Source organism: Stenotrophomonas maltophilia group sp. Smal17, assembly GCF_030237045.1.
Lineage (GTDB): Bacteria > Pseudomonadota > Gammaproteobacteria > Xanthomonadales > Xanthomonadaceae > Stenotrophomonas > Stenotrophomonas forensis.
Genome location: NZ_JASJSU010000060.1, coordinates 1 through 24,258 on the forward strand (window position 1 = coordinate 1; position 24,258 = coordinate 24,258).

General features: G+C 61.3%; 25 protein-coding genes. 10 read left to right on the forward strand and 15 right to left on the reverse strand.

Translation table 11 applies throughout. From position 1 onward, the window contains the following. Nucleotides 1–101: 101 nt before the first annotated feature. Complete coding sequence (locus QRO93_RS14865) at nt 102–899, reverse strand: siderophore-interacting protein (RefSeq protein WP_180880402.1); 798 nt, start codon at nt 897–899, stop codon at nt 102–104. A 60-nt stretch (nt 900–959) separates the two neighbouring features. After that, nucleotides 960–1,520 (reverse strand): PadR family transcriptional regulator, encoded by a 561-nt coding sequence (locus QRO93_RS14870; protein WP_180880404.1) that lies wholly within the window; start codon nt 1,518–1,520, stop codon nt 960–962. Between the two features lie 545 nt (nt 1,521–2,065). On the opposite strand from QRO93_RS14870, the gene aceE reads away from it, so the two are divergent. From aceE to QRO93_RS14885, 3 genes are all read left to right on the forward strand, one after another. After that, entirely contained in the window at nt 2,066–4,753 is a 2,688-nt protein-coding gene (aceE, locus tag QRO93_RS14875) for a pyruvate dehydrogenase (acetyl-transferring), homodimeric type (RefSeq protein WP_046984452.1), read from the forward strand. An 83-nt stretch (nt 4,754–4,836) separates the two neighbouring features. Further along, on the forward strand, nt 4,837–6,240 hold the full coding sequence (locus QRO93_RS14880; RefSeq protein WP_180880406.1) for an AAA family ATPase: 1,404 nt from the start codon (nt 4,837–4,839) through the stop codon (nt 6,238–6,240). Next, nucleotides 6,240–6,794 carry a hypothetical protein gene (locus tag QRO93_RS14885; RefSeq protein WP_285304273.1) on the forward strand — a complete coding sequence of 185 codons (555 nt, stop codon included), beginning with the start codon at nt 6,240–6,242 and terminating at the stop codon, nt 6,792–6,794. The genes QRO93_RS14880 and QRO93_RS14885 overlap by 1 nt, the downstream gene beginning before the upstream one ends. Nucleotides 6,795–6,915: 121 nt before the next feature. On the opposite strand, the gene QRO93_RS14890 is transcribed toward QRO93_RS14885, so the two are convergent. From QRO93_RS14890 to QRO93_RS14915, 6 genes are all read right to left on the reverse strand, one after another. Further along, on the reverse strand, nt 6,916–7,320 hold the full coding sequence (locus tag QRO93_RS14890) for a hypothetical protein (protein ID WP_180880411.1): 405 nt from the start codon (nt 7,318–7,320) through the stop codon (nt 6,916–6,918). Nucleotides 7,321–8,078: 758 nt separating this feature from the next. Then, entirely contained in the window at nt 8,079–8,729 is a 651-nt protein-coding gene (locus QRO93_RS14895; RefSeq protein WP_180880414.1) for an Eco29kI family restriction endonuclease, read from the reverse strand. After that, the gene (locus QRO93_RS14900) at nt 8,726–9,940 is read right to left on the reverse strand and encodes a DNA cytosine methyltransferase (protein WP_180880417.1); all 1,215 of its coding nucleotides are present in this window, start codon (nt 9,938–9,940) and stop codon (nt 8,726–8,728) included. Before QRO93_RS14900 ends, QRO93_RS14895 begins: the two co-directional genes overlap by 4 nt. A 60-nt stretch (nt 9,941–10,000) precedes the next feature. Next, nucleotides 10,001–10,231 carry a helix-turn-helix domain-containing protein gene (locus QRO93_RS14905; protein ID WP_180880419.1) on the reverse strand — a complete coding sequence of 77 codons (231 nt, stop codon included), beginning with the start codon at nt 10,229–10,231 and terminating at the stop codon, nt 10,001–10,003. A 124-nt stretch (nt 10,232–10,355) separates the two neighbouring features. After that, nucleotides 10,356–10,970, reverse strand: coding sequence for an HNH endonuclease (locus QRO93_RS14910; protein WP_219626301.1), 615 nt, complete (start codon nt 10,968–10,970; stop codon nt 10,356–10,358). A 760-nt stretch (nt 10,971–11,730) separates the two neighbouring features. Beyond that, nucleotides 11,731–12,099: a hypothetical protein gene (locus tag QRO93_RS14915; protein ID WP_285304274.1), complete on the reverse strand. Its 369-nt coding sequence runs from the start codon at nt 12,097–12,099 to the stop codon at nt 11,731–11,733. Here QRO93_RS14915 and QRO93_RS14920 point away from each other — a divergent pair. Continuing rightward, the gene (locus QRO93_RS14920; RefSeq protein ID WP_180880422.1) at nt 12,098–12,463 is read left to right on the forward strand and encodes a hypothetical protein; all 366 of its coding nucleotides are present in this window, start codon (nt 12,098–12,100) and stop codon (nt 12,461–12,463) included. The genes QRO93_RS14915 and QRO93_RS14920 overlap by 2 nt on opposite strands. Nucleotides 12,464–12,551: 88 nt before the next feature. Here the strand turns inward: QRO93_RS14920 and QRO93_RS14925 are convergent, their stop codons facing one another. The 4 genes from QRO93_RS14925 to QRO93_RS14940 form a co-directional block, all read right to left on the reverse strand. Continuing rightward, on the reverse strand, nt 12,552–12,977 hold the full coding sequence (locus QRO93_RS14925) for an energy transducer TonB (RefSeq protein WP_164086182.1): 426 nt from the start codon (nt 12,975–12,977) through the stop codon (nt 12,552–12,554). An 80-nt stretch (nt 12,978–13,057) separates the two neighbouring features. Beyond that, nucleotides 13,058–13,267 carry a hypothetical protein gene (locus tag QRO93_RS14930; RefSeq protein WP_180880425.1) on the reverse strand — a complete coding sequence of 70 codons (210 nt, stop codon included), beginning with the start codon at nt 13,265–13,267 and terminating at the stop codon, nt 13,058–13,060. A gap of 56 nt (nt 13,268–13,323) precedes the next feature. Then, entirely contained in the window at nt 13,324–14,631 is a 1,308-nt protein-coding gene (locus QRO93_RS14935; protein ID WP_180880427.1) for an McrC family protein, read from the reverse strand. After that, nucleotides 14,628–16,673, reverse strand: coding sequence for an McrB family protein (locus QRO93_RS14940; protein WP_053448625.1), 2,046 nt, complete (start codon nt 16,671–16,673; stop codon nt 14,628–14,630). Before QRO93_RS14940 ends, QRO93_RS14935 begins: the two co-directional genes overlap by 4 nt. 358 nt (nt 16,674–17,031) lie before the next feature. On the opposite strand from QRO93_RS14940, the gene QRO93_RS14945 reads away from it, so the two are divergent. After that, nucleotides 17,032–18,177, forward strand: a complete 1,146-nt coding sequence (locus tag QRO93_RS14945; protein ID WP_180880430.1) for a YncE family protein — start codon at nt 17,032–17,034, stop codon at nt 18,175–18,177. A gap of 100 nt (nt 18,178–18,277) precedes the next feature. Continuing rightward, nucleotides 18,278–19,174, forward strand: a complete 897-nt coding sequence (locus QRO93_RS14950; protein ID WP_180880433.1) for a hypothetical protein — start codon at nt 18,278–18,280, stop codon at nt 19,172–19,174. A 60-nt stretch (nt 19,175–19,234) separates the two neighbouring features. Here QRO93_RS14950 and QRO93_RS14955 read toward each other — a convergent pair whose 3' ends face one another. Next, the gene (locus QRO93_RS14955) at nt 19,235–19,714 is read right to left on the reverse strand and encodes a DUF4440 domain-containing protein (protein WP_180880436.1); all 480 of its coding nucleotides are present in this window, start codon (nt 19,712–19,714) and stop codon (nt 19,235–19,237) included. Nucleotides 19,715–19,934: 220 nt separating this feature from the next. Here QRO93_RS14955 and QRO93_RS14960 point away from each other — a divergent pair, with 220 nt between their 5' ends. Beyond that, nucleotides 19,935–20,747, forward strand: a complete 813-nt coding sequence (locus QRO93_RS14960) for an alpha/beta fold hydrolase (RefSeq protein WP_180880438.1) — start codon at nt 19,935–19,937, stop codon at nt 20,745–20,747. A gap of 9 nt (nt 20,748–20,756) precedes the next feature. Next, nucleotides 20,757–20,930: a hypothetical protein gene (locus QRO93_RS14965; protein WP_180880441.1), complete on the forward strand. Its 174-nt coding sequence runs from the start codon at nt 20,757–20,759 to the stop codon at nt 20,928–20,930. 27 nt (nt 20,931–20,957) lie between these two features. On the opposite strand, the gene QRO93_RS14970 is transcribed toward QRO93_RS14965, so the two are convergent. Beyond that, nucleotides 20,958–21,638: a hypothetical protein gene (locus QRO93_RS14970; RefSeq protein ID WP_180880443.1), complete on the reverse strand. Its 681-nt coding sequence runs from the start codon at nt 21,636–21,638 to the stop codon at nt 20,958–20,960. Nucleotides 21,639–21,771: 133 nt separating this feature from the next. Here QRO93_RS14970 and QRO93_RS14975 point away from each other — a divergent pair, with 133 nt between their 5' ends. Both QRO93_RS14975 and QRO93_RS14980 read left to right on the forward strand, forming a co-directional pair. Further along, nucleotides 21,772–22,422, forward strand: a complete 651-nt coding sequence (locus QRO93_RS14975; protein WP_180880446.1) for a hypothetical protein — start codon at nt 21,772–21,774, stop codon at nt 22,420–22,422. A gap of 41 nt (nt 22,423–22,463) precedes the next feature. Continuing rightward, complete coding sequence (locus tag QRO93_RS14980) at nt 22,464–23,432, forward strand: polysaccharide deacetylase family protein (protein ID WP_180880457.1); 969 nt, start codon at nt 22,464–22,466, stop codon at nt 23,430–23,432. A 3-nt stretch (nt 23,433–23,435) separates the two neighbouring features. Here QRO93_RS14980 and QRO93_RS14985 read toward each other — a convergent pair whose 3' ends face one another. Further along, nucleotides 23,436–24,257, reverse strand: coding sequence for an MnmC family methyltransferase (locus QRO93_RS14985; RefSeq protein ID WP_285304275.1), 822 nt, complete (start codon nt 24,255–24,257; stop codon nt 23,436–23,438). Nucleotide 24,258: the final 1 nt, after the last annotated feature.

Here is a 24,258-nt window from a genome sequence, read left to right on the forward strand (position 1 = left end):
CCCCCCCACTACCGGTCAAAGGGCGTGCGGACCAACGGTCCGCACCCACCCAAGGGAAGTCAGCAACCACCCAAGGGAAGCCCGCACCCACCCTCTCTTGCTCAATCGCCGTCGGTTTCGTCCGGGTGGGCCTTCCAGTAGCCGGTCGAGCGGATCCAGTCGCGTGGCACGCCCAGGTGGCCTTCGATGAACTTGCGCATCATCCGGGCGCGACGCGATTCGGTGGCGATCCAGTAAAAGACATCGCCGTCCGGCGCTTCGAAGTCGGTCAGCATGTCTTCCAGCAGCGTGCTGCTGGCCGCCGGGAAGCCGTTGCGCTCCAGCCAGTGGATGCGCACGTTCTCGTACTGCGGCAGGTCCTGGCGCTCGGCCTCATCGCTCACTTCAATGAAGGCCTGCACCTCGGCGCCGTCCGGCAGCACGTCCAGCCAGCGGGCGATGGCCGGCAGCGCGGTTTCATCGCCGATCAGCACATAGGCGTCGTAGCTGTCGGCCACCACGAACGAGCCGCGCGGGCCGCCGATCACCAGCACGTCGCCGGCCTGCGCCTGCTCGGCCCACGGCCCGGCAATGCCCTGGTCGTGCAGCACGAAGTCGATGGCCAGCTCGCCGGTTTCGTGGTCCCACCAGCGCGGGGTGTAGTCGCGGGCCGGCGAGGGCTCCTTGCCTGCCGGGTAGCTGCGGCCTTCGGCGGTCAGTACCGGAAGCACCATCTCGCCCGCAGCGTTGGGGAAGAACAGCTTGATGTGGTCGTCGGCGCCGGGCGAATCGAAACCGGCCAGATCGTCGCCACCCAGCACCACGCGGCGCATGTGCGGGGTGACTTCCTCGGTGCGCAGCACGGTCAGTTCACGGAAGTGCACATCCAGGCGCAGGCGCGTGTTGTTGTGTTCGGTCATGGGGATACCTGTAAAAGGGTCGCGCGGGGGCGCGCGGCATGGGGGAGGACCTGGCTGGAGTCAGTCTGGCTGGGTCGTTGAAAGCGGTGTTGTCTCGCTACCGGCGGTACCGTTCAGCAGGGCCGAGGCCCGCGTCAGCAGCGCCGCCACCTCGTCCGCCTCGCCCTCGGCCCAGCGGCCGTGGTGATGCACCAGCGCCCGCTTGAACTCGCGCAGGGCAGTGGCCAGCGGCGGCGGCAGCGAGGCCTTGGTGATCTCGCGGGCGCGGTCGAAGGCGCGTCGCTGCGCCAGCCGCACCTGGGTGCGCTGCACCTTCAGCTCGAACTCGCCGGCGGCGGTGATGCGGAAGATCCGCTTGCCGTCCACTTCCTCGGCCTCGATCCAGCCGGCCTGCTCGAAGCTGGCCAGCAGCGGGTACATGGTGCCGGCGCTGGGCGTGTAGGCCTGCATGAACTGGTTGCTGATCAACTGCATCAGCTCGTAGCCATGGCGCGGCTGCTCGCCGATCAGGGCCAGCACGAGCAGGCGCAGGTCGCCACGGCTGAGCACCCGCGGCTGGCCGTTGCGGCGCGGCACCGCCGGATCGGTGGAACGGGCTCTGGGAGAGGGGGTGCGGCTCATTTCGATATATCGGTAAACGAGTGTGCAAACGATATATCGATATATCGAAGCCGGCAATCATCGATCCGGCCACAAGCAGCCCCGTTTTGGGCCACGGCCGGCCCCACGCACAGAAAAAGGGGCGCCCCTTGCAGGGCGCCCCGGCAGTACTGTGGAAGGGAGCAGGGCCGCCAGGCCCATCACTCGCGGGCCACGCTGGGCCCATCGGCGGTCCCGATCCAGTGGCGGCTGCGACATGTTGTCGCCGGTTCAGAACCACGCCCCGGCCTCCACCTACCGTGGTGCCGGCGTTGCCCTACAACCGTCATCGGCAGCGGTAACACTGCGTCCTGCACATGGCCGCAGCGGCCCGCAAGCGACAGCCCGCGCAGCCGCCAAGGCCCGCCGCAGGGCCATCACGGGCCCTTGCAAGCCCCTTGCGGACACTGGTCGGTTGCATCCATACGCCTGCGTAGCCAAGTGACGAAAGCCCTTGGTGCGCTACACTTTGCGGTCTAGAAATCTATACAACAGTCGCGCGCGTGCGTGCGGTTATGGGAGCGCTAATGAACTGGTTGAACGAGGTGCTGAACAACGACCCGAATCCTGTGGAAACCCAGGAGTGGATCGAGTCGTTGAAGGCCGTTATTGATGTCGAGGGCTCCGAGCGCGCGCATCAGCTGCTGGAAGGCATGGTGGAACTGACCCGTCGTTCGGGCGCCTACCTGCCGTTCTCTCCCACCACCGAGTACGTCAATACCATCGAGCCGCAGCTCGAGGCCAAGAGCCCGGGCAATGCCGAGCTGGAATGGCGCATCCGTTCGATCATCCGCTGGAATGCGATGGCCACCGTGGTCCGCGCCAACCGCAAGCCGGGTGACCTGGGCGGCCACATCGCCTCGTTCGCTTCCGGCGCCACCCTGTACGACGTGGGCTTCAACCACTTCTGGCGCGCCCCGAGCGAAAACCACCCGGGCGACCTGCTGTTCATCCAGGGCCACAGCGCCCCGGGCATCTACGCGCGTTCCTTCCTGGAAGGCCGCATCAGCGAAGAGCAGCTGGACAAGTTCCGCATGGAAGTGGACGGCGGTGGCCTGTCCTCGTACCCGCACCCGTGGCTGATGCCGGAGTACTGGCAGACCCCGACCGTGTCGATGGGCCTGGGCCCGCTGGCCGCCATCTACCAGGCGCAGTTCATGCGCTACCTGGAAAACCGTGGCCTGATCGAGAAGTCCGACCGCAAGGTGTGGTGCTTCATCGGCGACGGCGAGAGCGACGAGCCGGAAACCCTGGGTGCCATCGCCCTGGCCGGCCGTGAAGGCCTGGACAACCTGATCTTCGTGGTGAACTGCAACCTGCAGCGCCTGGACGGCCCGGTGCGCGGCAACGGCAAGATCATCCAGGAACTGGAAGGCGTGTTCCGTGGCGGCGGCTGGAACGTGATCAAGCTGCTGTGGGGCGGTTACTGGGATGCCCTGCTGGCCAAGGACAGCGACGGCGTCCTGAAGAAGCTGATGATGGAAACCGTCGACGGCGAATACCAGAACTGCAAGGCCTTCGGCGGCGCGTATACCCGCGAGCATTTCTTCGGCAAGTACCCGGAAACCGCTGCGATGGTCGCCGGCCTCAGCGACGACGACATCTGGCGCCTGAACCGTGGTGGCCACGACCCGCACAAGGTGTACGCCGCCTACCACCAGGCCGTGAACACCAAGGGCATGCCGACCGTCATCCTGGCCAAGACCGTGAAGGGCTACGGCATGGGCAGCGCCGGTGAAGCGCTGAATCCGACCCACCAGACCAAGAAGCTGGACGACGAAGCGGTGCGCCACTTCCGCGACCGCTTCAACATTCCGGTGACCGACGCGCAGCTGGCCGACGGCCAGGTGCCGTTCTACCACCCGGGCCCGGATTCGCCGGAAGTGCAGTACCTGCAGGAACGCCGTGCCGCGCTGGGCGGTTACCTGCCGCAGCGCCGCCGCAAGGCCGACAAGACCTTCGTGGCGCCGAAGCTGGAAGCCTACGACCGCCTGCTGAAGAGCAGCGGCGAGCGCAGCTATTCCACCACCATGGCCTTCGTGCAGAGCCTGAACATCACCCTGCGCGACAAGGAACTGGGCCCGCACATCGTGCCGATCGTGGCCGACGAAGCCCGTACCTTCGGTATGGAAGGCCTGTTCCGCCAGATCGGCATCTACGCGCCGTTCGGCCAGAAGTACAAGCCGGTCGACGCCGACCAGCTGATGTTCTACCGCGAAGACCAGAGCGGCCAGGTGCTGCAGCAGGGCATCAGCGAGCCGGGCGCGATCAGCTCGTGGATGGCCGCCGGTACCAGCTACTCGGTCAGCAACGTGCCGATGCTGCCGTTCTACATCTACTACTCGATGTTCGGCTTCCAGCGCGTGGGCGACATCGCCTGGCAGGCCGCCGACATGCGTACGCGCGGCTTCCTGCTGGGTGGCACCGCCGGCCGCACCACGCTGAACGGTGAAGGCCTGCAGCACGAAGATGGCTTCAGCCATCTGGTGGCCGGTGGCATCCCGAACGTGCGCAGCTACGACCCGACCTTCGGCTTCGAAGTGACGGTGGTACTGCAGCACGGCACCAAGCGCATGATGGAAGACCAGGTGGACGAGTATTACTACGTCACCCTGATGAACGAGAACTACACCCACCCGGAAATGCCGGAAGGCGCGGCCGAAGGCATCGTCAAGGGCATGTACCTGCTGACCGACGCTGGCAAGCCGAAGAAGGGCGAGCTGCGCGTGCAGCTGCTGGGCTCGGGCACCATCCTGCGCGAAGCGATTGCTGCGGCCGAGCTGCTGGACAAGGACTTCGGCGTGACCGCCGACATCTGGAGCTGCCCGAGCTTCAACGAACTGCGTCGCGATGGTTTCGACGTGGAACGTGCCAACCGCCTGCATCCGGAAGGTGAGCAGCGCAAGGCCTACGTGACCGAGCTGCTGGAAGGCCGCCAGGGCCCGGCGATTGCCGCCACCGACTACGTGCGTGCGTATGCGGACCAGATCCGCGCGTTCGTGCCGATGTCGTACACGGTGCTGGGTACGGATGGGTTTGGCCGTTCGGATACGCGTGCGAACCTGCGTAGGTTCTTTGAGGTGGATCGCTACTACATCGCGCATGCCGCGATTGCGGCGCTGGCGAAGGAAGGGAAGATGACCGCGAAGGATGTGGCCCGGGCGATCAAGCAGTACAAGATTGATCCGGAGAAGGCTAACCCTGTTGGGGTTTGATTGATGTGAGTAAAGATTGATAATTTAAGGCGGCCTGCATGGCCGCCTTTTTTTGCGCCAGATTACGATCTTGGAGACGCTTGATGAAAATTAACATTGGTAACTTTGGTCCAATAAAAGGTGATGCTGAGATTGAGCCTGGTCGCCTCACCGTTATAAGTGGTGCGAATAATACAGGGAAGACGTATCTGATGTACGTTCTCTGGGCTCTCTATCAGCGGAGAGTAACTTATGTATTTGATTTTTCAAATGGGCTGGCGAATGAATTGGCTGCCAAGAATACGCTGCGTATAGATTTTGTTGAGTTCTTTAGTGAGCACTGGGGCGTGATTCAGCGAGGTATCACTGAGGGTCTCAAGAGGAATCTTTACGATATTTTTAGCGCCCCGGCAGGCGCTTTTAGTGGGGCGTCAATCTCGGTAAAGTTTGATAAGGATAAGTTCGTTGATTTTGCTGGAAGAAGCTCGAGCTATAAGAAGAGAATGGAATCCGGGGCGACTGGCCTCGACGTAAGATTCCACAGGGAGAAAGGAATTCTCTGGCTATCCATTAGCATGCTCTCCGCCTCTACATTTCCAAAGGCACTGCTTGCCGAAATACTCTCGGCTCTGGTCATGGAAATGGTTATTGGAGCATATGCAAGAGGCGCGTTCTTGCTCCCGGCTGAGCGATCAGGACTCAATCTCTTTTATCCTGACCTTGACGCGAAAAGCTCGGCTATTCTCCGTCACTTGAAGAGGGACGCTAATAATCCATTCGAGCTGATCAAGGACATGATGGTTGCCCAGTATGCGGAACCGATTGATGCGTATCTTTCGTTCTTGCGTCAAGCGCCGAGGATCACTAGAAAGCCTGGCGAGATGCATGTTGAAGCGCTACGGCTTCAGAAGGATCTGGCGCGAGTTAGGTACAAGGTTAGCAAGGACGGTGTCATTAGCGTTAAGCCGTACCGGGCAAAAACGGATCTTGGAATTCACCTTGCATCGTCAACCGTAAAGAGTTTCTACGGGCTGTGGGCATGGCTTGAGGGCGCTGCGAAGGCCGGGGACTGTGTAATGATAGACGAGCCTGAGCTTAATCTTCATCCGGATAATCAAAGGCTCGTTGCGAGGCTTCTGGTGAGGCTTGTAAATATTGGCATGCGAGTGGTTATTAGCACGCATTCGGATTATATTGTCCGAGAAATAAGTAATATGATAATGCTGTCGCAAGACTTCCCGGAGCGCAGATCGCTGGAGAAAAAGTTTGGGTACAACCAAGATGGTGCGGAGCGGATGTCGCCGGATCTAGTGGCGGCCTATGCATTCTCCGATAATGGCGTTGAGCGCAGTGAAGTGAGCGCTGGATTTGGTATAGAGGTTGTTGGCCTGGATCGATCTATCAATTCCTTGAATGAAAGCAATTCTTCGATTTATTTTGCTGTATCTGAATGTATTAATCCGTTCTCTGATGCGAAGGCTGTCGACGTCAGCGGTGAGAAGGTCTGATGGTTTCCGCAACGACGTTCTTTGACGCCGTCGCGCAATCAATTTGCAGCGATTTTATTGTCAAATCCGATCGCGGTAAAATTACTCATTATGAGGAGCATCATGACAATACTAAAAGCAAGTTCGAGATTTCTTCGAATGCCAAGCATGTCGCTTTCTCTCTGGATGTGAAGGGTGAGGAGCCTTTCGCCATCCTGGGGCCGGGATTCAATACTAGAAATGATTTGACTGTGGTGTGCCTGTCTGAGGAAGGGCGTCCTCTCGTGTTTGTAGTAGAATGCAAAAATTCTGAAAGTCCAGGTGACGCTCAGGCGCAAATTTCTAGAGGTATTCACTTCGTTGAGTATCTGTTCGATATTATTAACTCAGTGAAAAAGTGGCAGCTGGATCCAAGAATTTTTGGCGTTGCTGCCTATCGTCCCCGTTTCCCGCCGAAGGGTACAACTCGGCCTAAGTTTGTCGAGGTTGGAGCGGCGAAGATACTGCGGGCTGAGTGGCATGTTGGCGTCGTGTTGCCCCTAAGTGAGTTGATTAGGGCAACCGGAGTTAAATAGTTCTCGGGCAATAACAGCCGCTGTTAGGCGCCAATTCGGCCCAAGCCCGGCCGAGGTCAAGAGCTGGGCCAAAGCTCGCAGGTGCGGCATTGAGAGTGCCCTTCAGGCCAAGCCGGAGGACTTACGCAAGTGGTCCAAGCGGTAACTGAAGGGATTGCAGGAGGTCTATGTCAAAGCGCGACTGGAGATCCTCGTCCGGAAAGTCTGACGTCCCAGCTGGGGAAGAATGAGGGCTGATGCGATCGATCCAGCAGGGCTTGAAGGGTGAAGGAGTCGCAGTGCTGTTGACGAATTTTGCTTCTGGTTCGTTGTGCGCCGGATAACGAACCACAGACCAACTAAGGTCGCAGCTAAGATCAAACCCGAGCTGGTTGGATTGATCGAGAAGATAATCCTGAATGAGCTTTCGTTCGGTTACCGCCGCACTATGGCTGGATTGGCAGGAAATGAGCGGGTCATTATCCCAGCACCCTCGGCATGTATTGAAGATGATGCCGCCTGATGTGGCCTGGGCCGCAGCGTTCACCGCATAACCTGAGCAGGGAACGGTGGGTCTTACGAGGTCATAAGAAGTGGAGCGATCGAATCGCCCCACTTCGGCCTACTCTGCGGGTATTTACTCACCACTTCTGTGCGTAATTGGTCCTTACGGACTTTGATATGAACGAGTTAAGTCCATGCCCTTGAGTTGCAAGAGCCTTCATTTGGTTAACGATGGCTAAGCCAGGCCTTGTGTCGTCATATAGATAGTTTCTCCACGTCCCACTGGCAAACACTACATGGATAGACGTGGCGGATGCTTGGTAGGAGACAATATTAGAGTCTCCATTCAGATTGAGGTACGGTGTCATTACATTTCCTTTTGTAAGTGGTCGTACAGGGGCGGTGATCTGGTCGCCGCTATTCACATCTGAGAGCGCGCAAATAACTCTACTGGCTATCCGAGAATTCGCAGTTGCATTCGATGAAGTAGCAAGGACCTGAAGAACAGGGTCGAAGTTACTCCAAGGGCGCGAATTCTCTGGAGCTCGGTCCTCCTTGGGTTGAACACTCCAGGTGGAGATGAAACATTTACACCCACCTTACATCGTTCCCGATAGTCGTCCCGCTCAAAGGGTCAATCGACAGGCGACTCCCCATTCTCGGCAAAATTAATTCGGCCTCAGTCTATCGCTTGAAACGGAGCCCTGCGCGACGGATCGAAGCAACTAGTGAATTTCCCGCTTTACAGGACAGGTCGGAAGATCTGGTTGAGGCGGAACGCAGAGCAAACATGTCGATAGCTCAGGCGCCGTCTGCCTCAACGAAGCGATCTGAGATGCATGCGGGAAGAACACGAAGATAGGTCGCCGCATCCTCCGCGACTCTCAGCTGTGTTTCAGGGCGCTCTGCTAGCCGCTGGGCCCACTCTCGACCAGGATGGAGTACATCCCAGCGAGGTCTCATGCCCGCGTGTCGTCCCTTTCCAGGATTGTGGTTTCCAAATCCATCAATCAGAGAGTTCCACACAGGCGTGAAACGGGAGATGATCAGTGACTCTCCGAGCGGGATCCAGATGTCGTCGACGACCAGGAACCGGCAGAAAAAGTCCTCGATGTTCAGGTTCGTCGCAGCCTTGATGCTGTCCGCGTGCTCCTTAAGTCTCTTGAAGAGGACCTTGCCAGGCGGAACGTCGGTGCCTGCCCCCATACGAGCGCCGGCTGGAACAGCTTTCCCCACGTAGATGGGTAGCATGAACTTCCCATCGTTGTTGAGCCGAGCTATTTGCTCGTAAGCTTCGAAGTCGCCTGTGTAGTAGATGGCATAAATGCCTGCGCCATCAAACTGGGGAAGCTGACCGAGTGGATGCACTTCCTTCGTAAGCAATGCCTCGGCAACGCTTGCGCCAAGGTTCTTCTTATCCAGTGGATTGAATGGAATTACTTTGGCCGTCATGCGCGCTTTCTTTTGGTATTTGCTTCATTCTTGGCGATTTGCGACAGTCCCGCAATCGCGAGTTGCTCCGCAACACTTGCCGCCACCCGCTGCCCCAGCAACACAGGCACTGCATTCCCAAGCTGCCGCATGGTTTCCGACCAACTGCCATGGAACTGGAATCCGTCGGGGAACGTCTGGATTCGAGCGCTCTCTCGAATGGTGAAATAGCGTACCGAGCCGTCATCCTTCACCAGCATGTTCTCTCCGCCTGGCACGCCATGGCCGCCGGCCTTGAGGGTCTTTGCAGGCAGATCGAGGGGGCTACCGGTATGCCCGGGGTAGGAGCGCGCACCTGCCTGATAGATGTGGTTCGCGAACTTCTTTGCTTCGCGACCTTCCGGATCTGGAAGCCCCTGTAGTGCGTCTCGAACCGTTCGCCATGCCTGTGTCGGCAGCATCGTACGGAACTGCTGCAACTTGGCAACGCGCGCGGCGAGCTTCGCAGGCATTTTGGGCTGACGTATGCCGTGACGCTTCCAGTAGACCCCGGTCACCCATTGGTCATGCAGAAGAGCATCGTAGCTATGGGTTTCATGCGGGAATGACCATTCCACGCCAAGATCGTCTCTGAAGCCGACCAAGAACACACGCTCACGCTTCTGCGGTACACCGAAGTTCGCAGCATTTACCAGCGTAGGGATGACATTGTAAGTGTGGCCCTTGCCCTTCCGCTTGCCCGATGTCTTCTCGACCTGAAGGCGGGCGAGGTGATCTGACCAGTCCTCGTCCTTGCGGGGAGGGACATCCGGGAACTCCAACTGCAGTTGGATGTAATGGAAGTAGTTCGCGAACTTGGCGCGAGTTAGACCCTTCACGTTCTCAACAATGAAGGCCTTCGGCCGCAGTTGCCTGATGATCTCGACAGTCGCCGGGAACATATCCCGTCCGTCTTCATGCGCCTTGTGCTTGCCGCCAATGGAGAATGGCTGGCAGGGTGGGCCGCCAGCCAGAAGCTCAATGTCCTGCGGGATGGAAGACCAGTCGAACGAGCGGACATCACCTTCGTGGAGGGTCCAGCCACGAACAAGGGGGTAGTCGCGCCGTTGATTCTCGCGGACCGTATCACATGCCCATTTGTCCCATTCGACCACAGCCAAATGCTCGAAACCGGCAATTTCGCATCCCATGGCCAAACCGCCGGCTCCTGCGAAAAGCTCAACCGATCTCATTCCAGTACTCCAGTGAATTTTGCTTGATTGGACCAATGGTCCACATAGATTTGGACGCGATCATCCTTCTTCCGAAATGAAGGATGGCGTCGTGCTGAGTGAGATTTCCATACCCAAAGCCGACAACACTGCAATCAGCTTCCTGCTGCCGAGTTCAGAAAGGTGACCCCTTTCGAATCGGGAAAGCAGTTCAGCAGTCACGCCGCTGGTCTTCGCTACGTCAATCTGCTTCAAGCCGAGCTGCTTACGCCTGGCAGCTACCTGACAGCCTAGTTCTTGGAGGGTGGTCACGCCCAGCTTCCGTATTCGAGGCGCCCCAATTATTGATCTATACATCAAGAGAGGCAAGCGAAATCAGGAAGTAAAGGATCTCCATCTGTTGTCTCAGGAGCTGAGACAACCAAGCGGGGGAGCTCTACGCCCAGGCACACTGCGACCGGTGCCAAGCTAGCGAATCAGGGCTGGCCGAAAGCGCTGCTGATACTGGGGACGTCAGTTCCTTGCCGACAAGGTCGCTATAGCTTGACTGGTGCAATGCAGGCGCCAGAGACACTCGCAAGGACACCGGGTCTACGGCGATAAGGTAGAGATCAAAAAGCGTATGAACGTCTGCTCGCAGCAGCAGGCCGTTGCTGACCACGCTACTCGACTGGCCGGAATAGGGTCGGATGTGGGCCGCCTCAAGCGCATCGACCACATTGCATCCCGTCATAGCGCAGCGGCCGCCGTATGCATCCAACAGTGCCTTACGAAAGGCAGGCTGCCCGCGGCGCCGAACGATAGCTGCCAGCACACGCTGCCTCTCGTCCACCTCGTCTGCTGGGGAGAAATTGCCAGATGCCTCCGCCGCTTTGGCCTCCTGCTCCAACAGTCCCCTTGTAGGACCAGAGACCGACGTGAGCGTCTCACCAGAAAGCCCGAGGAGCTTGGCAAGTTTCGGCTCAACCTTTGCGCCCACGTTCGATGCTGGAAGAAGCCCGGGTAGCCATGGCTTGCCCGCCTGATCTAGAACATGGGAAATGTTCTGCATGCGGTATTCCCACGCCTTGGACGTTCGTCCGTGGCGGGCCGCCAGTTCACGATAGACCCTTGTCTTCTCAAGGGCTGATCCATTCGCGAGACGGGCCTCCATTTGGCGATATGCCTCAACGGCAGCAGCCAACTCGTCATCAGTCCACCTACTCACAGCCTTCCCCTGTCCGCGACCGCACGTGGCGTCCTGGGGAAAGTATGCCGTAAACGACACGGTGAGCCGCTAATGGCTTAGCGCAGGGGAGGCGTAGCGTGTCAGCACATACCGCAGCCCGTTCATGCCCGTTGGTACGCCTCGTATGCGGAGTCCAAAGACCTAGTCGGCCGGAAGTAGTCGGCTACTCCAGCGCTGAAGTAGAGGTTGAATGCAAGGCGCCTCACTGGCCTGGTCTATGAAGCCTAGGACGAGCAACTGTGATGACGAGTTGTCCACCAGCAAAGCGGGCTCACCCCGGCAAGTGAGCTCGAAGTACTGGGCTTCAAAGCGCCCGGCACCTACCGCTGCGTCTTCGGTTGCTAGATGTAGAGCTTCTCTATGCATTGCTGCAAACTCAGCAGCGGACACCTTCTGGTAGGTCTCTAGCTCCAGCCCGACAATGGGCAGGTGGAGGTTGGCAAGTGCTGCACCTATCAGCGCTACCACGAGAACAAGGGAGTACCTCATAGACTTCATTGGAAGTCCTGCAGATCAGAGATGGGCAGAGAATGAGGTGCGAGGACAGTCCACAACCTGACGCTTGAGGTTCAAGTCTAGGGCTCTACTTTTGACCCTGAACCCGCTCAGTAGCCATCACCGTCAACGCCACACACGCCATCTTCAACCCTTCCATCACCCGGTCCCCCACGTACTCTTCGTCGGTGCCGTTCTGCCGCGTGCGCTCCGCTGCCAGCATCAGCTCTGCCACCACGCGCAGGCCGCCCAGCGCGCAATCCGCATCAGCCATCTGCATGCTGCGCCCGAGGCTCAGGTTGCGCTCGGGCCAGGGCTGCCCATCGGCAGCGGCGCCCGCACCAATGCGATGCAGCGTGGCGACAAATCCAAGGGGATAGGGCGAGGGGTCTTTCTCGTGATCGGCGTTGGCCGGATCGCGGCGGGTGTTCACACCGGGTAGTTTCGTTGCGCTCATGGCAATGCTCCGTACAAGACAGACAGCAGCGCCACCGATAAAGGTGGCGGACGATGCGTGGTTCGAAAGCCGGACAGTAACCAAGCCGGTGGGTCCGAAGACCCCCACGCACCGCCCGCCATTGAACGCGAACGGATTGCCAACCGGCGCCACGCAAGGTGACGCCGGCTGGCAAGCGCAAAACACATGGTTACTGAACGGGCTTTCGAACCCGCGCCACCCTTTTTCGGTGGCACGCCAAGAGATACCCGCACAGCTGCCAAATGCCAAGAAACTGCAGAACCGGCGATTGCCAATCCTGACGCTTTCGGCATTGTCGCACACGGTGTTAAGGCAGCAAACGATTGCGCTGCAATGGTCTTGAAGGGCTTGGCGCTATTGGCCCCAACCGCAGGGAGGCCCCCAGCCAGGGCACTGGAGTAGGGTCACTTGCGACAGGCTGGACCAGCAGTCTAGGGGGCAGGCGCCTCGGTCTCCGGGGTGAACATCAAACGGACCCGAACCCGCGCGTGCTTCGCGACGCCCTCAACCACGACCGGATCGAAGCGCCACTCATCCACCGCATCAAGCGCTGCACGATCAAACTCCCGCCGCCCGCTGGACCGCGCCACCATCACGTTGGACACGTGGCCCAGCTCATCCAGCTGAGCCACCAACAGCACCTGCAGGGGAAACTGCGGCAACGTGTCGGCCGTCGTGACCGGTGGCGTTGAATACACCACCGCAGGCACCTGCTGCACCTTGAAGGTGGGGTTGTCCCCGGCCTCTACAAACACCTCCGTGAAAATACGGAGGTCTGTATCCATTGCCATGGCAGGCAAAGCGCCCAGCAGCATCAGAACGAAGGTCAGTGCCAGGGCGGCGTTCAAACGGGGCATGCGTGGTTTCCATTCCAGTGCGCGACCAGCATAGCGGCCATCCTCTGGCATCGCTTGCCCCGAATACCGTGGAACACAGTTCACACAGGCACGCCGGGCCGTGGCCATAGCGCATCGTCGCGCTCCAGGTCATAGTCGCTGCCAAAGGCAAGCGCCGCCTCGCGCGGCGGAAGGTCTGCGTAGCAGCCCAGCAGGAACTCATCCATGCCGGCATCGTTGTGGTCGATGGCGAACAGACACAGCAGTTCCTTGTCGAACGCTTCCAGCCATGCGGCATCGATTCGGGTCATGGTCATCCTCCAGTTGGGTGGAGAGGATGACCTGTCTTCGTCTCAAGACGCTGGATTCAACCAGCCAAGCTGTCCTGCGGCCATTCCCAGCCCTCCGGAAGCAGCACTTCGGCCCGCCTCAGGCAGAATGGTAGCACCCACAATTGCAGCCCTTCGCTCCCCGGAAAGTCGAACACCGGTAGCGGCTGATCCAGCTTGTCGGTGCGGGGGTAGACCAGTGCAACCATGCCCTGTCCGCCCAGATAGCTGCGTCCATAGGCGTGCAGCTGGTAGAAATCATCCTGCTGTAAGCCGTATTTGTGGGTGCCATTGGCCTGTCCGGCATCCAGCAACTTCCACTTGGTGTCCAGCACCAGTACGTCTGTCTTCTGATGGCTCACCACCATGTCCGGCCGGAGCTGGAACCACTTTGCACCTCCGTGATGCACCAGGTGATGCCGCCTGACTTGGGTATCCAGCGCAAGATGCGCCGGTAGCTGCTTCTGGAAGTGCCTGGCCACGTACGCCTCGAACAACCGTTCCATCGGGAACAACAGCGAAGGCGCCTGCTGCGTGCCTACCGACGAAGTAGGCGACAGCCCTTGCAGGATCAAACGCGTCCAATCCAGCGCTTCTCGATAGCTGCGCATGTTGCGGTCCAGCTGAACCCGTTGCATGTCCTGGTCCGGATTGTGGCTGAGCGGCACCTCGGCGAAGAATGCCAACAGCTCCCGTGCCAGCCGCTGATGGTGGGTCAAGCGAGTCGCGGCAAGCACCTTTCGCAATGCCGTGTGGATCAGCCGGTTCTCCGGCCTTTCGATGCTGAACTCATCGTGGGCGGTGTGGAAGCGATCGGCACGCACCAGATTGCGGCGCAGATGCTGGGCCACGAGCAGCCTGCCGCGCAGCGCAGGCAGATCATCCTCATGTGTCTGGTACTGGCCGCGAAGCCCGCTGCGGGTCACTGCCACCACCGTACGCAGGAACTCGGCAACGAACACCTCCAGCAGCGGCATGCTGTCGGCGGCAAGTTGCGCATTGCCGAACCGAAGGTGTGAGAACTGCTGCAGGCAACGCAGCATCCTCAGCAGCAGGCCACGTGCCTCGCCGGCACCGGCGTCCAGCGCCTTGCCCACCTTGGGCAGGATCTCGATCTGCAGGCCGCCTGGCGCGGTAACCACGCCCACGTGGCTGGTGACCTGAATACCCCGGCGGCAACGGCGAACCCATGGGGACAACTTGCCGTCGATCAGCTCCAACGACTGCCGTTCCAGCCACCGGTAAACGCCATCGGGCACGACGCGCGCACCACCGGGCGCGGTGCCCGATGATGCCGGTACGAGTACGTCGTACTCGTGCAGGGTGAGCGTGGCCGCCGTGCTCACTCGTTGCCCAGCAGCGTGCTGTAGATGGCCACGTAGGCATCTGGCTTGCTCAGAGCATCAGGATTGCGATTGAAACGCGGCCGTGCACCATGACCCTCGTCCGCAGCATTGGCACCAAACAGTCGCTCCAGCGCCTCGTCATCGTTGGTGGCCTCCTGCACAAATTGCAGGCTTGAATGCTTCTGGTTGTCGCCAAGCACCAACCGAATTTTCTGCCAGTCATCGTAGAAGTACTCTTCCAGCAAAGGGAGGATCTGCTTCTCGAACAGCGCGGTCAGTGCGGTCATGCGCTCGCTGTCTTCCTTGATACTCTTCAGCGGCATGAAGTAGGCATGACCGATCAGATGCTCGCGATCGTAAAGTGCTTCAATGCGTTGGTTCATTGCGGTGAGCAGCTTTGGGATATTGATGGAGACTTCATCCCTGTTGACGCGTAGACCTGCCAAAGGCGCCCCTTGCTCGTCCCTCGAGTCGGGCAGAACCTCCTCAAACTCGAATCGGCGGCGAAGGGCGGTATCCAGAGATGCCAGGGATCGGTCCGCGGTGTTCATGGTGCCGATGATGCTGACATTGCGCGGAACGGAGAACAGCCGCTGAGAGTAGGGCAGTGTGACCGAATGGCAGTTCTTCATATCGGTTCGCTTGTCCAGTTCAATCAACGTGATCAGTTCGCCGAAAATCTTACTGATGTTGCCGCGATTGATCTCGTCAATGACGATGGCGAACATTTCATCGGGATACTTCCGAGCCCGCGAGCAGAGCTTCAGGAACACACCCGGACGAACTTCATAGCGCACCTGTCCCTGCGCGCTTTTCTCGATGACCGGGCGCAGCCCTTCGATGAAGTCTTCGTAGCCGTAGGACTGGTGGAAGGTAACAAAGCTATAGCGCTTGGTTTCGCCTTCTGTAACGGATTTGTCGTCCTCATCGGCTGTGAACTGATCATCCAACAGGAACTTTAGTTGGTATGTCTTGCCGGTTCCTGGCGGACCGAAGTAGATACGATTGAACGCAAGCATCTCCGCAACTTCGCTCTGCACCGCTGGCAGTCCCTCATCGCTCTCGTCTGCCTCCGACAGGTCAAACGTGGCCGACGAGTCATCGCTGGCCTGCGCCGGCCAGAAGCCCTCGCGCTCTTCGTCGGTTCGAATCAGCTCCTGCAAGGCTTCATCATCGGCCTCCAGCGCGGCCGCGATGTTGTCGACCATCTTCTCAGAGATGGCCTTGCGAACGAACTTGGAAATGCTCGGCAACTCAGGTCGCCAGGTGACCCGGCAGGCGAGGGAACCCGTCACCAGCCCAACCACCGAAACGGCACGCGCGCTGCCAGCGTTCTTCCGGCCAAAGCGCAGATGGGTGTGGGTACCTGCGAACCACCAGTCCATTCCCGAGTAATGCACCAGCCGAGCCAGTCTGCAGAATTGCTCTGTCTCTTCTGTGTTCCAACCCTTGCGCATGGTGCGGAAGTCTTCGTTGATATCGAAGTGTTTCAGCACGGCATCCGGCTCAACTTCGTCGGGCTGACCAATGCGCTCTGCAACTTCGTCATAGCTCAGCCCGAACTCGGTGATAGCGTTCAAACTCCACGCCACCAGATCATCCATGCCAAGCGACAGCCCTTGGTCGATTGGTAGAATTTTGACAATGGGTGAACCCTGAAACGGCCCGCGCAGCTTCAGATAGGACTCGCGCATGGGATTGTTGTCTTGCAGCTTCACCGTGTCGATCTTGATGACGAAGCCATCGTGGCCGTTGAGGCCAACGGTGTAGGCTAGTGAAGGCGGCGAGGCAGCATCGGGATAGATCTTGGCCCAGTTGTAGCCTGCGAAGTGGTTGCCCTGGTTGGTGGGGCGTCGACGGATACTGACGCGACCATTGGGGAAGCGCTCCGCCTTGATACGGTTTGCCCAGTCCTGCGTCAGATCGTAGGCCTGGCGCAGCTTCTTGTACGCGGCCTCATGCGCGGCATCGGTTTGATCGAACTTCTTCCCTTGCAGCGACTGCAGCAGGTTGAAATGTTCTTGCGTGAAGAATTCGGACATCGGGTCTTCCATTCCTTGACGATGCGGGCGGACTCATTCCGCCTTGGAGTGATTGCAGCACCTAGTGCTAGGCGGCAGCAACGGGTGGAACTTTAGGGCGGGCCGCCGGTAATGAATCCCACTCGGCATCCTTACGGGCCTGCAACGCCCCCTCGTTGGCACCACGCGGCCGCGGATGGGCGTTTGGCAGGGGTGGCGCGGGCGCACAGTACCGGAGACCACCCCCGCTCGCTGTCTCCTGTTAACATTCCCCCCGCAACCCAGCCAGCCCACCCCGCGCAAACCGCGCCGGAGCGGGCCGTCGCAGTACGGCCCAGCGAGCCAGGACACCCTCCCGTGCCCTTTCAAGGATGCTCGCATGTTCCCTCATTCCGCTCTCCGCTCGGCCGCCTTGGCCCTTGCCGTCTCGCTCAGCCTTGGCGTGCCGTCCGCGTTCGCCGATAACGCCCCCGCCGCCAGTGCCAGCACCGCCGTGCAGCGCCAGGCCGTGGCCAAGGGCCTGTACGAACTGGCCTACAGCCCGAAACAGAACGCCGTGTTCGTCGCCTCGTCCGGTGGCTTCGGCGATGACGCCGGCCCGGCCCAGGTGCTGCGCCTGAACCCGGCCACGCTGGCCGTGGAAACCCGCATCCCGCTGGAGCGCAAGGCGTTCGGCGTGGTGCTGGATGACGCCCACAACCGCCTGTACGTGGGCAACACCGTGGACCTGTCGGTGACCGTGGTCGATACCGCACAGAACAAGGCCATCGGCACCATCCAGCTGATGGAAAAGAAGACCGGCAAGGACGGCAAGGCCGCCTACACCCACGACCTGCGCGAGCTGGTGGTGGACAGCGCCGGCAACCGCCTGTACGTGACCGGCCACAGCAGCCAGCCGGACGTGAGCAGCGTGCTGTTCGTGATCGATACCACCACGCTGAAGGTGATCAACACCATCGACGGCCTGGGCAACGCCAAGGCGCCGGGCCTGGCGCTGGATGCGGCCAACAAGCGCGTCTACACCAGCAACCTGCTGGCCGACCTGGTGGTGGTGGGCACCGATTCGAACAAGGTGGTGGCCCAGCACAAGATCGCCGCCGAGCAGCCCATGAACATCGCGCTGGACCCGTCCGGCAAGCGCCTGTTCGTGACCGACCAGGGCTCGGAATTCCTGCGTGGCTACCAGGCCAAGAGCAGCGGCCTGGTCAGCAAGCACCCGGGCCAGCGCGTGCTGGTGCTGGACCGCAGCACCGGCAAGGAGCTGGCCAGCATCCCGACCGATGCCGGCCCGCTGGGCATCCTGCTGGATGCACCGCGCAAGCGCCTGTACGTGACCAACCGCGAAGCGGGTACGGTGACGGCGTACAACAGTGACAGCTACCAGAAGGTGGCCACCTACAAGGTGCCGACCCACCCGAACAGCCTGGCGCTGGATGCGAAGAACAACGTGTTGTTCGTGAGCATCAAGAACGGCGAGAAGGACGACAAGGGGGCTGACGAGAGCGTGGCGCGGATTCAGTTGTAATTGCTGCTCGGGAAGGTCGCTGGAGAGACATGCTCGCTCCAGTGGCCTTTCCCTTGACTATGCAGCAAAGTAGAGCTCGCTTCTCTGCGTAACAAGAAGAATGATCGATATTCGCTGTTGGGTTGAAAAGTTCAAGAGCCTGAGCACCGAGGTAAAGCTGTACTTGGTGGGCTTGGTGCCGATGACCGTGTGGTTCTTGGTCTTGCTTCTCACCAAGAACACTGGCTGGTCTACTGGGATTCTCGCCTTGTCATGCTCGTGCATGGCGCTAGGCGTCATTGCCCGACTCACGCCTCTTTTCCAAAGAGCACGACGTCATCCCGCAGTTCGACGCGCGGCTATCCTGTTTCACCTGGGAGTACTGCTGCTTGTTGCCATCATTGCTCGCAATGTAATGACAGCTGCAACAGGACTTCCAGGGCAGGACTTCGCACTGGCAAGCAGCGCGCTTGTATTGCCGCTCTATCCATTTGTATGGGTGTGGCTTGTGGCCTTTGCTGCTGGCATCGCTGCGATTGGCTTACAGATATATTTCCTGTTGGCGATGTTCGCGCAGGCCATTATCCCCGCTCTTTCTCCCTGGAAAGGCAGCGGGCGCACGGAATCCCTTAAGCGGATGGCAGCGCTTGGAGGGGCGCGATTCGTTGGAATGCTGACCCTGTTCCTGGTACTTAATGGTGCGCTTCAGTACGCCGAAAGCTGGCAGTTTGAGGTCGAGCGCTTTGCAAGATGGGTCGCGTACGTCGGTGACTACCAGGCTGCCAGTCGCTATCCAGGAATTCCTGAAAATGAGCGATTCTTGATGCATGCCAACGGCGTGTACTCCATAGCTCGTCGTGTGCCCGGAGGTGACGTATCAATAGATGTTCACTACTGGGAGGGCCCGGGTACGGAACCCAAGAATCAAAAATCCTCCGGCGTGGCCTGTCCAGCACCAGCCATTGGCGTGCCGAAGGTGGATGCTGCGCCCGAGACTCTTCGAAAATCAACTCGATGACTTTCCCATCCACCGAACCACAGCCGAGCGTGGGCTTGGCTCTACATTACGCCGTGCCGATCAATCCGCCGGCCGATGGTCATAGCTGATCACCCGTTCCACCTGCCACTGCCCATCCACCCGCCGCCAGACCTGGATGAAGCGCGCCTGGCCGGTCCAACGCTCCACACCCTTCGCATCGCGCTCGTGGAAGCGGTGGTCGCCGATCTCCAGCGCCCGTTCGTCGTGCAGCGGAAAGACCTGCAGCGAGCTCTCCACCAGTTCGCGCCGCAGATGCGTGTGGTTGGCGCGGTTGCTCTCGCACAGCGCGGCCACGCTGCGGCGGAAGTCGTCGCGGTTGCTGGCGGACTTGCCGGCCTTGTCATGGAAGAACTCCATGTCTTCGGTGGTCATCGACGCGGCCTTGTCGGCGTCGCAGTCGTCGAACGCGGCGGCGAACAGCTGCGTATCGGCCTGGCGGATCTGTTCGCGCAGGCTGTCGGGCGCGGTTGGGGCAGCGGTGAGGCCGGCGGCCAGCAGGGGCAGGGTGAACAGCAGCATGGCGAATCTCCCGGAAGTGGTCCGCGCAGGCTGGCACGGTCCACCGCACCCTGCCGCCGTGCTGCGACGAAACCGGCGCTGGAGGTGATGAAGCGGGAATCTGGCGGTGCGGGCGTCCCTTCAGCCTGTGCACGCCACGTCACAGCGCGCCGCGATTCCCTCACGGGCGGCATAGGGGCGGGGTTCTAGCCTGCAACTCTTCCCTTCCACAGGAGCCCCCATGCCTGCCTCCCGCATCCGCCTGCACGTTGAAGACACCGGCGGCGATGGCCGCCCGGTCATCCTGATCCACGGCTGGCCGCTCTCGGCCGATGCCTGGAAGACGCAGGTGTCGATCCTGCGCGATGCTCAGTACCGGGTGATCAGTTATGACCGTCGCGGCTTCGGCCGCTCCGAGAAGCCCGCCGACGGCTACGACTACGACACGCTGGCGGCGGACCTGGCCGCGCTGATCGAAGAACGCGATCTGCGCGACGTGACGCTGGTCGGCTTCTCGATGGGCGGTGGCGAGGTGGCGCGCTATGTGGCCAACCACGGCGAGGACCGCTTGCACAGCGTAGTGTTCGCCGCCGCCGTGCCGCCCTACCTGCTGAAGAGTGACGACAACCCGGACGGCCCGCTGACCCAGGACAAGGCCGATGAGATGCGCAGCGGGCTGGAGAAGGACCGCGAGAGCTTCTTCGATGGCTTCACCCGCGACTTCTTCAGTGCCGATGGAAAGCTGATGGTGACGGAGGAGCAGCGCCAGGCGGCGATCGCGCTGTGCCACCAGTCCGATCAGACGGCCGCGTTGGGCTGCATGCAGTCCTTTGCCACCACCGACTTCCGCGACGACCTGAAGAAGATCACCGTACCGACGTTGATCCTGCACGGCGACAGCGATGCCATCGTGCCGTTTGAAGGCTCGGGGGAGCGCACGCACCAGGCGATAGCGGGCAGCGAGGTGGTGATCCTGGAAGGCGCGCCGCACGGCTGCAACACCAGCCATGCCGATCACTTCAATCTGGCGCTGCTGAACTTCCTGAAGAAGTAAGCTGGCGCCATGCGCAAGACTGAAACCCCGCCGTGGAAGAAGCCCAACTCCAAGGGCCAGAAATCCCAGCCGCTGTCGCCTGCCCAGAAAGAGGCGGCGCGGCAGCGGGCGGAGGAGAACGGGCGCCCGTACCCGAATCTGGTCGACAATATGTGGGCCGCCAAGCTGCCGCGCGAGGTGTAAGCCTGGCAGCCGAGCGCGGGCTCGGCTCTACGGGTCGCCCAGCGGTTCCCAGCCCGCGTCCATCCAAGGCGCTACCTGCGCCTGGCGCACCGAAACCGCCCCGGTCGCAAGCCCCGCCAACTGTGCCAGCTCGGCCTGCAATGCCACCGCATCCACGGCGATGGGCAGGGCCACCTGCAATCGATCGTCAAGGTGGCGGATCTGCACCGGAAGCCATGCGCGCGCTTCATGGTCGCCGCCGAAGCGGCCGATCGGATAGCGCATCGTTACCGGGCGCGCCAGCGGCGCAAGCGAGGGTCGCCATCGCTGCAGCACTACGGCCTGTGCCGCCGCCGGGACGCGGACTTCAGCCAGCGTGACCGGGTAGCCACGCACGCTCTCGACCATCACCTGGAAGCGTGCGCCGTCGGGCATGGCCAGCACCGTGGCCGCCAGCGCAGCGATCGCCACCATCACGCCCAGCAGATGCCAGCTGCGCGGTGCGCTGGCGGGGCGGGTTGCGGTGCGCAGGCTGGGCCGGCGACGCAGTGCACGTGCGTACAGCCGTCGGTCCTTCTTGCGCGGGCTGCTGCTGTGCGCAGGCAGGTTCAGCGGAACCGGCGGCAGGCGGGCAACGCGTGCCTTGATCAGGCGCGACACTCCCCACGCCGCCAGTGCGAATGCCAGCAGTGGCAGCAGTGTTCGCACCACCAGGTACAACGTCACCATCCTGTGCACGTCCTCACATATGCATCTACTTCAATCGACATCCTACCGATAGGCGCCAGCTGTTGTCGTATCTGCCAGCCGACAGCGGTGGTGCGGCTGGATAGCATGGCGCGTTGTTGTCATGGATGAATCGATGCGCTCTGCTGTTTCCCGCCTCGGCCGCCTGTTCGGGCCGGGGGTGATGGTGTTTCTGTTGCAGCTGGTGGCGCTGCTGTCGCTTGGCCTGGGGGCCAGCTGCTTCCACTCCCGCGTGGATCTGCTGCTGGTACCGGTAGCGGATGGCTGCGGTGGTCCCGATCCGGTGGCACGCCTGCGCGTGGCCGAGCAACTGCTGGCGCGCGCCGAGGCGCTGGATGATTGGCAACCGCTGCGCTGGATTCCGCTGGTGGGCACGCTGCTGGCGCTTCTCGGCGCGGCAACGGTCTGTGCGCTGCGTGCCATGCCCCAACAGCACCGCCTGGGTACGCTCCGCCGAGGGCTGGTGGCGCTGCATGTGGGCGTGCTGGCGTTGGCAGGGTGGACGCTGCACCTGTACGAGGATGCGTGGAGCAGCGTGGCAAGGCTGTCGCCGGCGGCCTGCCTGGTGGACCTGGCCGAGCAGGGCGGGGTGCCGTTGGCACAGGCCCAGCAGGTGGTGCTGCACGTGCTCACCCGCGAATACGCCCCGTTGCAGCGCAACCCGGATGATCTGGCGATGATGGCGGTATCGCTGCTGATGACCGCGATGGTGGCCAGTATCGTGCTGTGGCGTGCGGCGGCCAAGGGTATGCGGACGCCTACCTGATCGCGTTACAGTCCACGCATTGCCCCGACAAGGAAGTGCTGATGCGTGCGTTGTTGCGAGCCCTGCCGTTGCTGCTGCTGTCGCTGGCGGTGCAGGCGGCCGAGGTGGATCGTCGCATTGCGGTGACCATCGATGACCTGCCCTGGGCGCGGGTGGACGAGATCGTGCCGGCAGACCTGCAGGCGCGGCATGCCGCGTTGATGGCGCAGCTGCGCCAGGCGCATGTGCCGGTGGTGGGCTTCGTCAACGAGAACAAGCTTGAGGTGGACGGGCAGGTGCAGCCTGCGCGCGTGCAGATGCTGCGCGACTGGCTGGACGCGGGCTACGTGCTGGGCAACCACACGTATTCGCACATGGACCTGAACGCCAAGGGCGTGGCGGCGTTCCAGCAGGATTTCCTGCGTGGGGAAACGGTGCTGCGGCCGCTGCTGGCCGAGCGTGGGCAGGTGCCACAGTGGATGCGCCACCCCTACCTGCGCGCCGGGCGTACTGCGGAAGAGCGCGTGCAGATGGACGCGTTCTTCAAGCAGCACGGCTACCGCGTGGCGCCGGTGACGGTCGACAACGGCGAGTGGGTGTGGGCGTTCGCCTATGCCAACGTGATGAACGAGCAGCCCGATTCGGCCGCGCGCGAGGCGACGCTGGCACAGCTGCGCAAGGGCTATGTGCCGTACATGCTGAACAAGCTGGACTATTACGAACAGCAGTCGCAGGCATTGCTGGGCTATGCGCTGCCGCAGGTGTGGCTGATGCACGCCAACGAGCTCAACGCGGCCACGTTTGCCGAACTGGTGGCGGCGACCCAGCGGCGTGGCTATCGCTTCGTGTCGCTGGACGAAGCGATGCGTGACCCGGCCTATGCGCGTGGCGCCGAAGGCTACAACGGCCGCTACGGTCCCAGCTGGCTGCACCGCTGGGCGATGGCGGAGAAGAAGCCAAAGGACTTCTACGCCGGGGAACCGGTGGTGCCGAAGTGGGTGATGACGTTGGCGAAGGTGGATTCGGAGTGAGGCTCAGCGCTTGACGGCCAGTACGCCGTCCAGCGCCAGCTCCGCCTTGAAACCGGCCTTTTCCAGCCGCTTGGCCACTTCGCGCGGCACATCTCGGCCGCTGGTCAGCTTGTTCGGCGCGCCGGTGTAGTGGAACAGGCGGCCGCCCTTGCGGATGACGCGGGCGAGGTGGTCATAGAACACCTGTGAGTACAGCTCGCCGGCAATGCCGAAGCGCGGCGGGTCGTGCAGGATCGCATCGACGCTGTTGCCGGCCACCTGCTCGATCTGCTGCGAGACGTCGCCGTGGCTGAACTGCAGGCGGCCCCCGGCGGCGGCCGAGTCCGGGTCCGGCGACCACGGGTTGAGCGTGCGCAGCCACATCACGTCGGCGTTCTTCTCGAACGAGCGGATCTGGCCGACACCGGCCTCCAGCGCGCAGGCGGCGAAGTAGCCGAGGCCGCCGCAGGTATCGAGGATGACCTTGCCGGCCGGGGCGACCAGCTCGACCTTGCGGCGTGCGTCCTCGAACGGCGACAGCTTCGAGGTCGGCAGCATCTTGATGCCGTCGATCTCGAAGGTGGGCGCGCCCCACTCGGTGGGCACCAGCTTGATCAGCGAGCCGCTGTAGCGCGAGATCGGCGCGAACTCCTCGCCATCCCAGTAGTACAGCGTGCGGTCCTTCAGCTTGCCCGGCCACGGGTAGGCCTGGCCGCGCAAGTGGAAGCCGTCCGCATCCAGTGCCACGGTGTCCTGGCTGCGCCCCAGATCGAGCGAGCCCTGCCAATCGGCGGCGCCCTTGTCATGGGCACGGCGCAGGGTGTCGGCGCTGTCGCGGGTCAGCAGG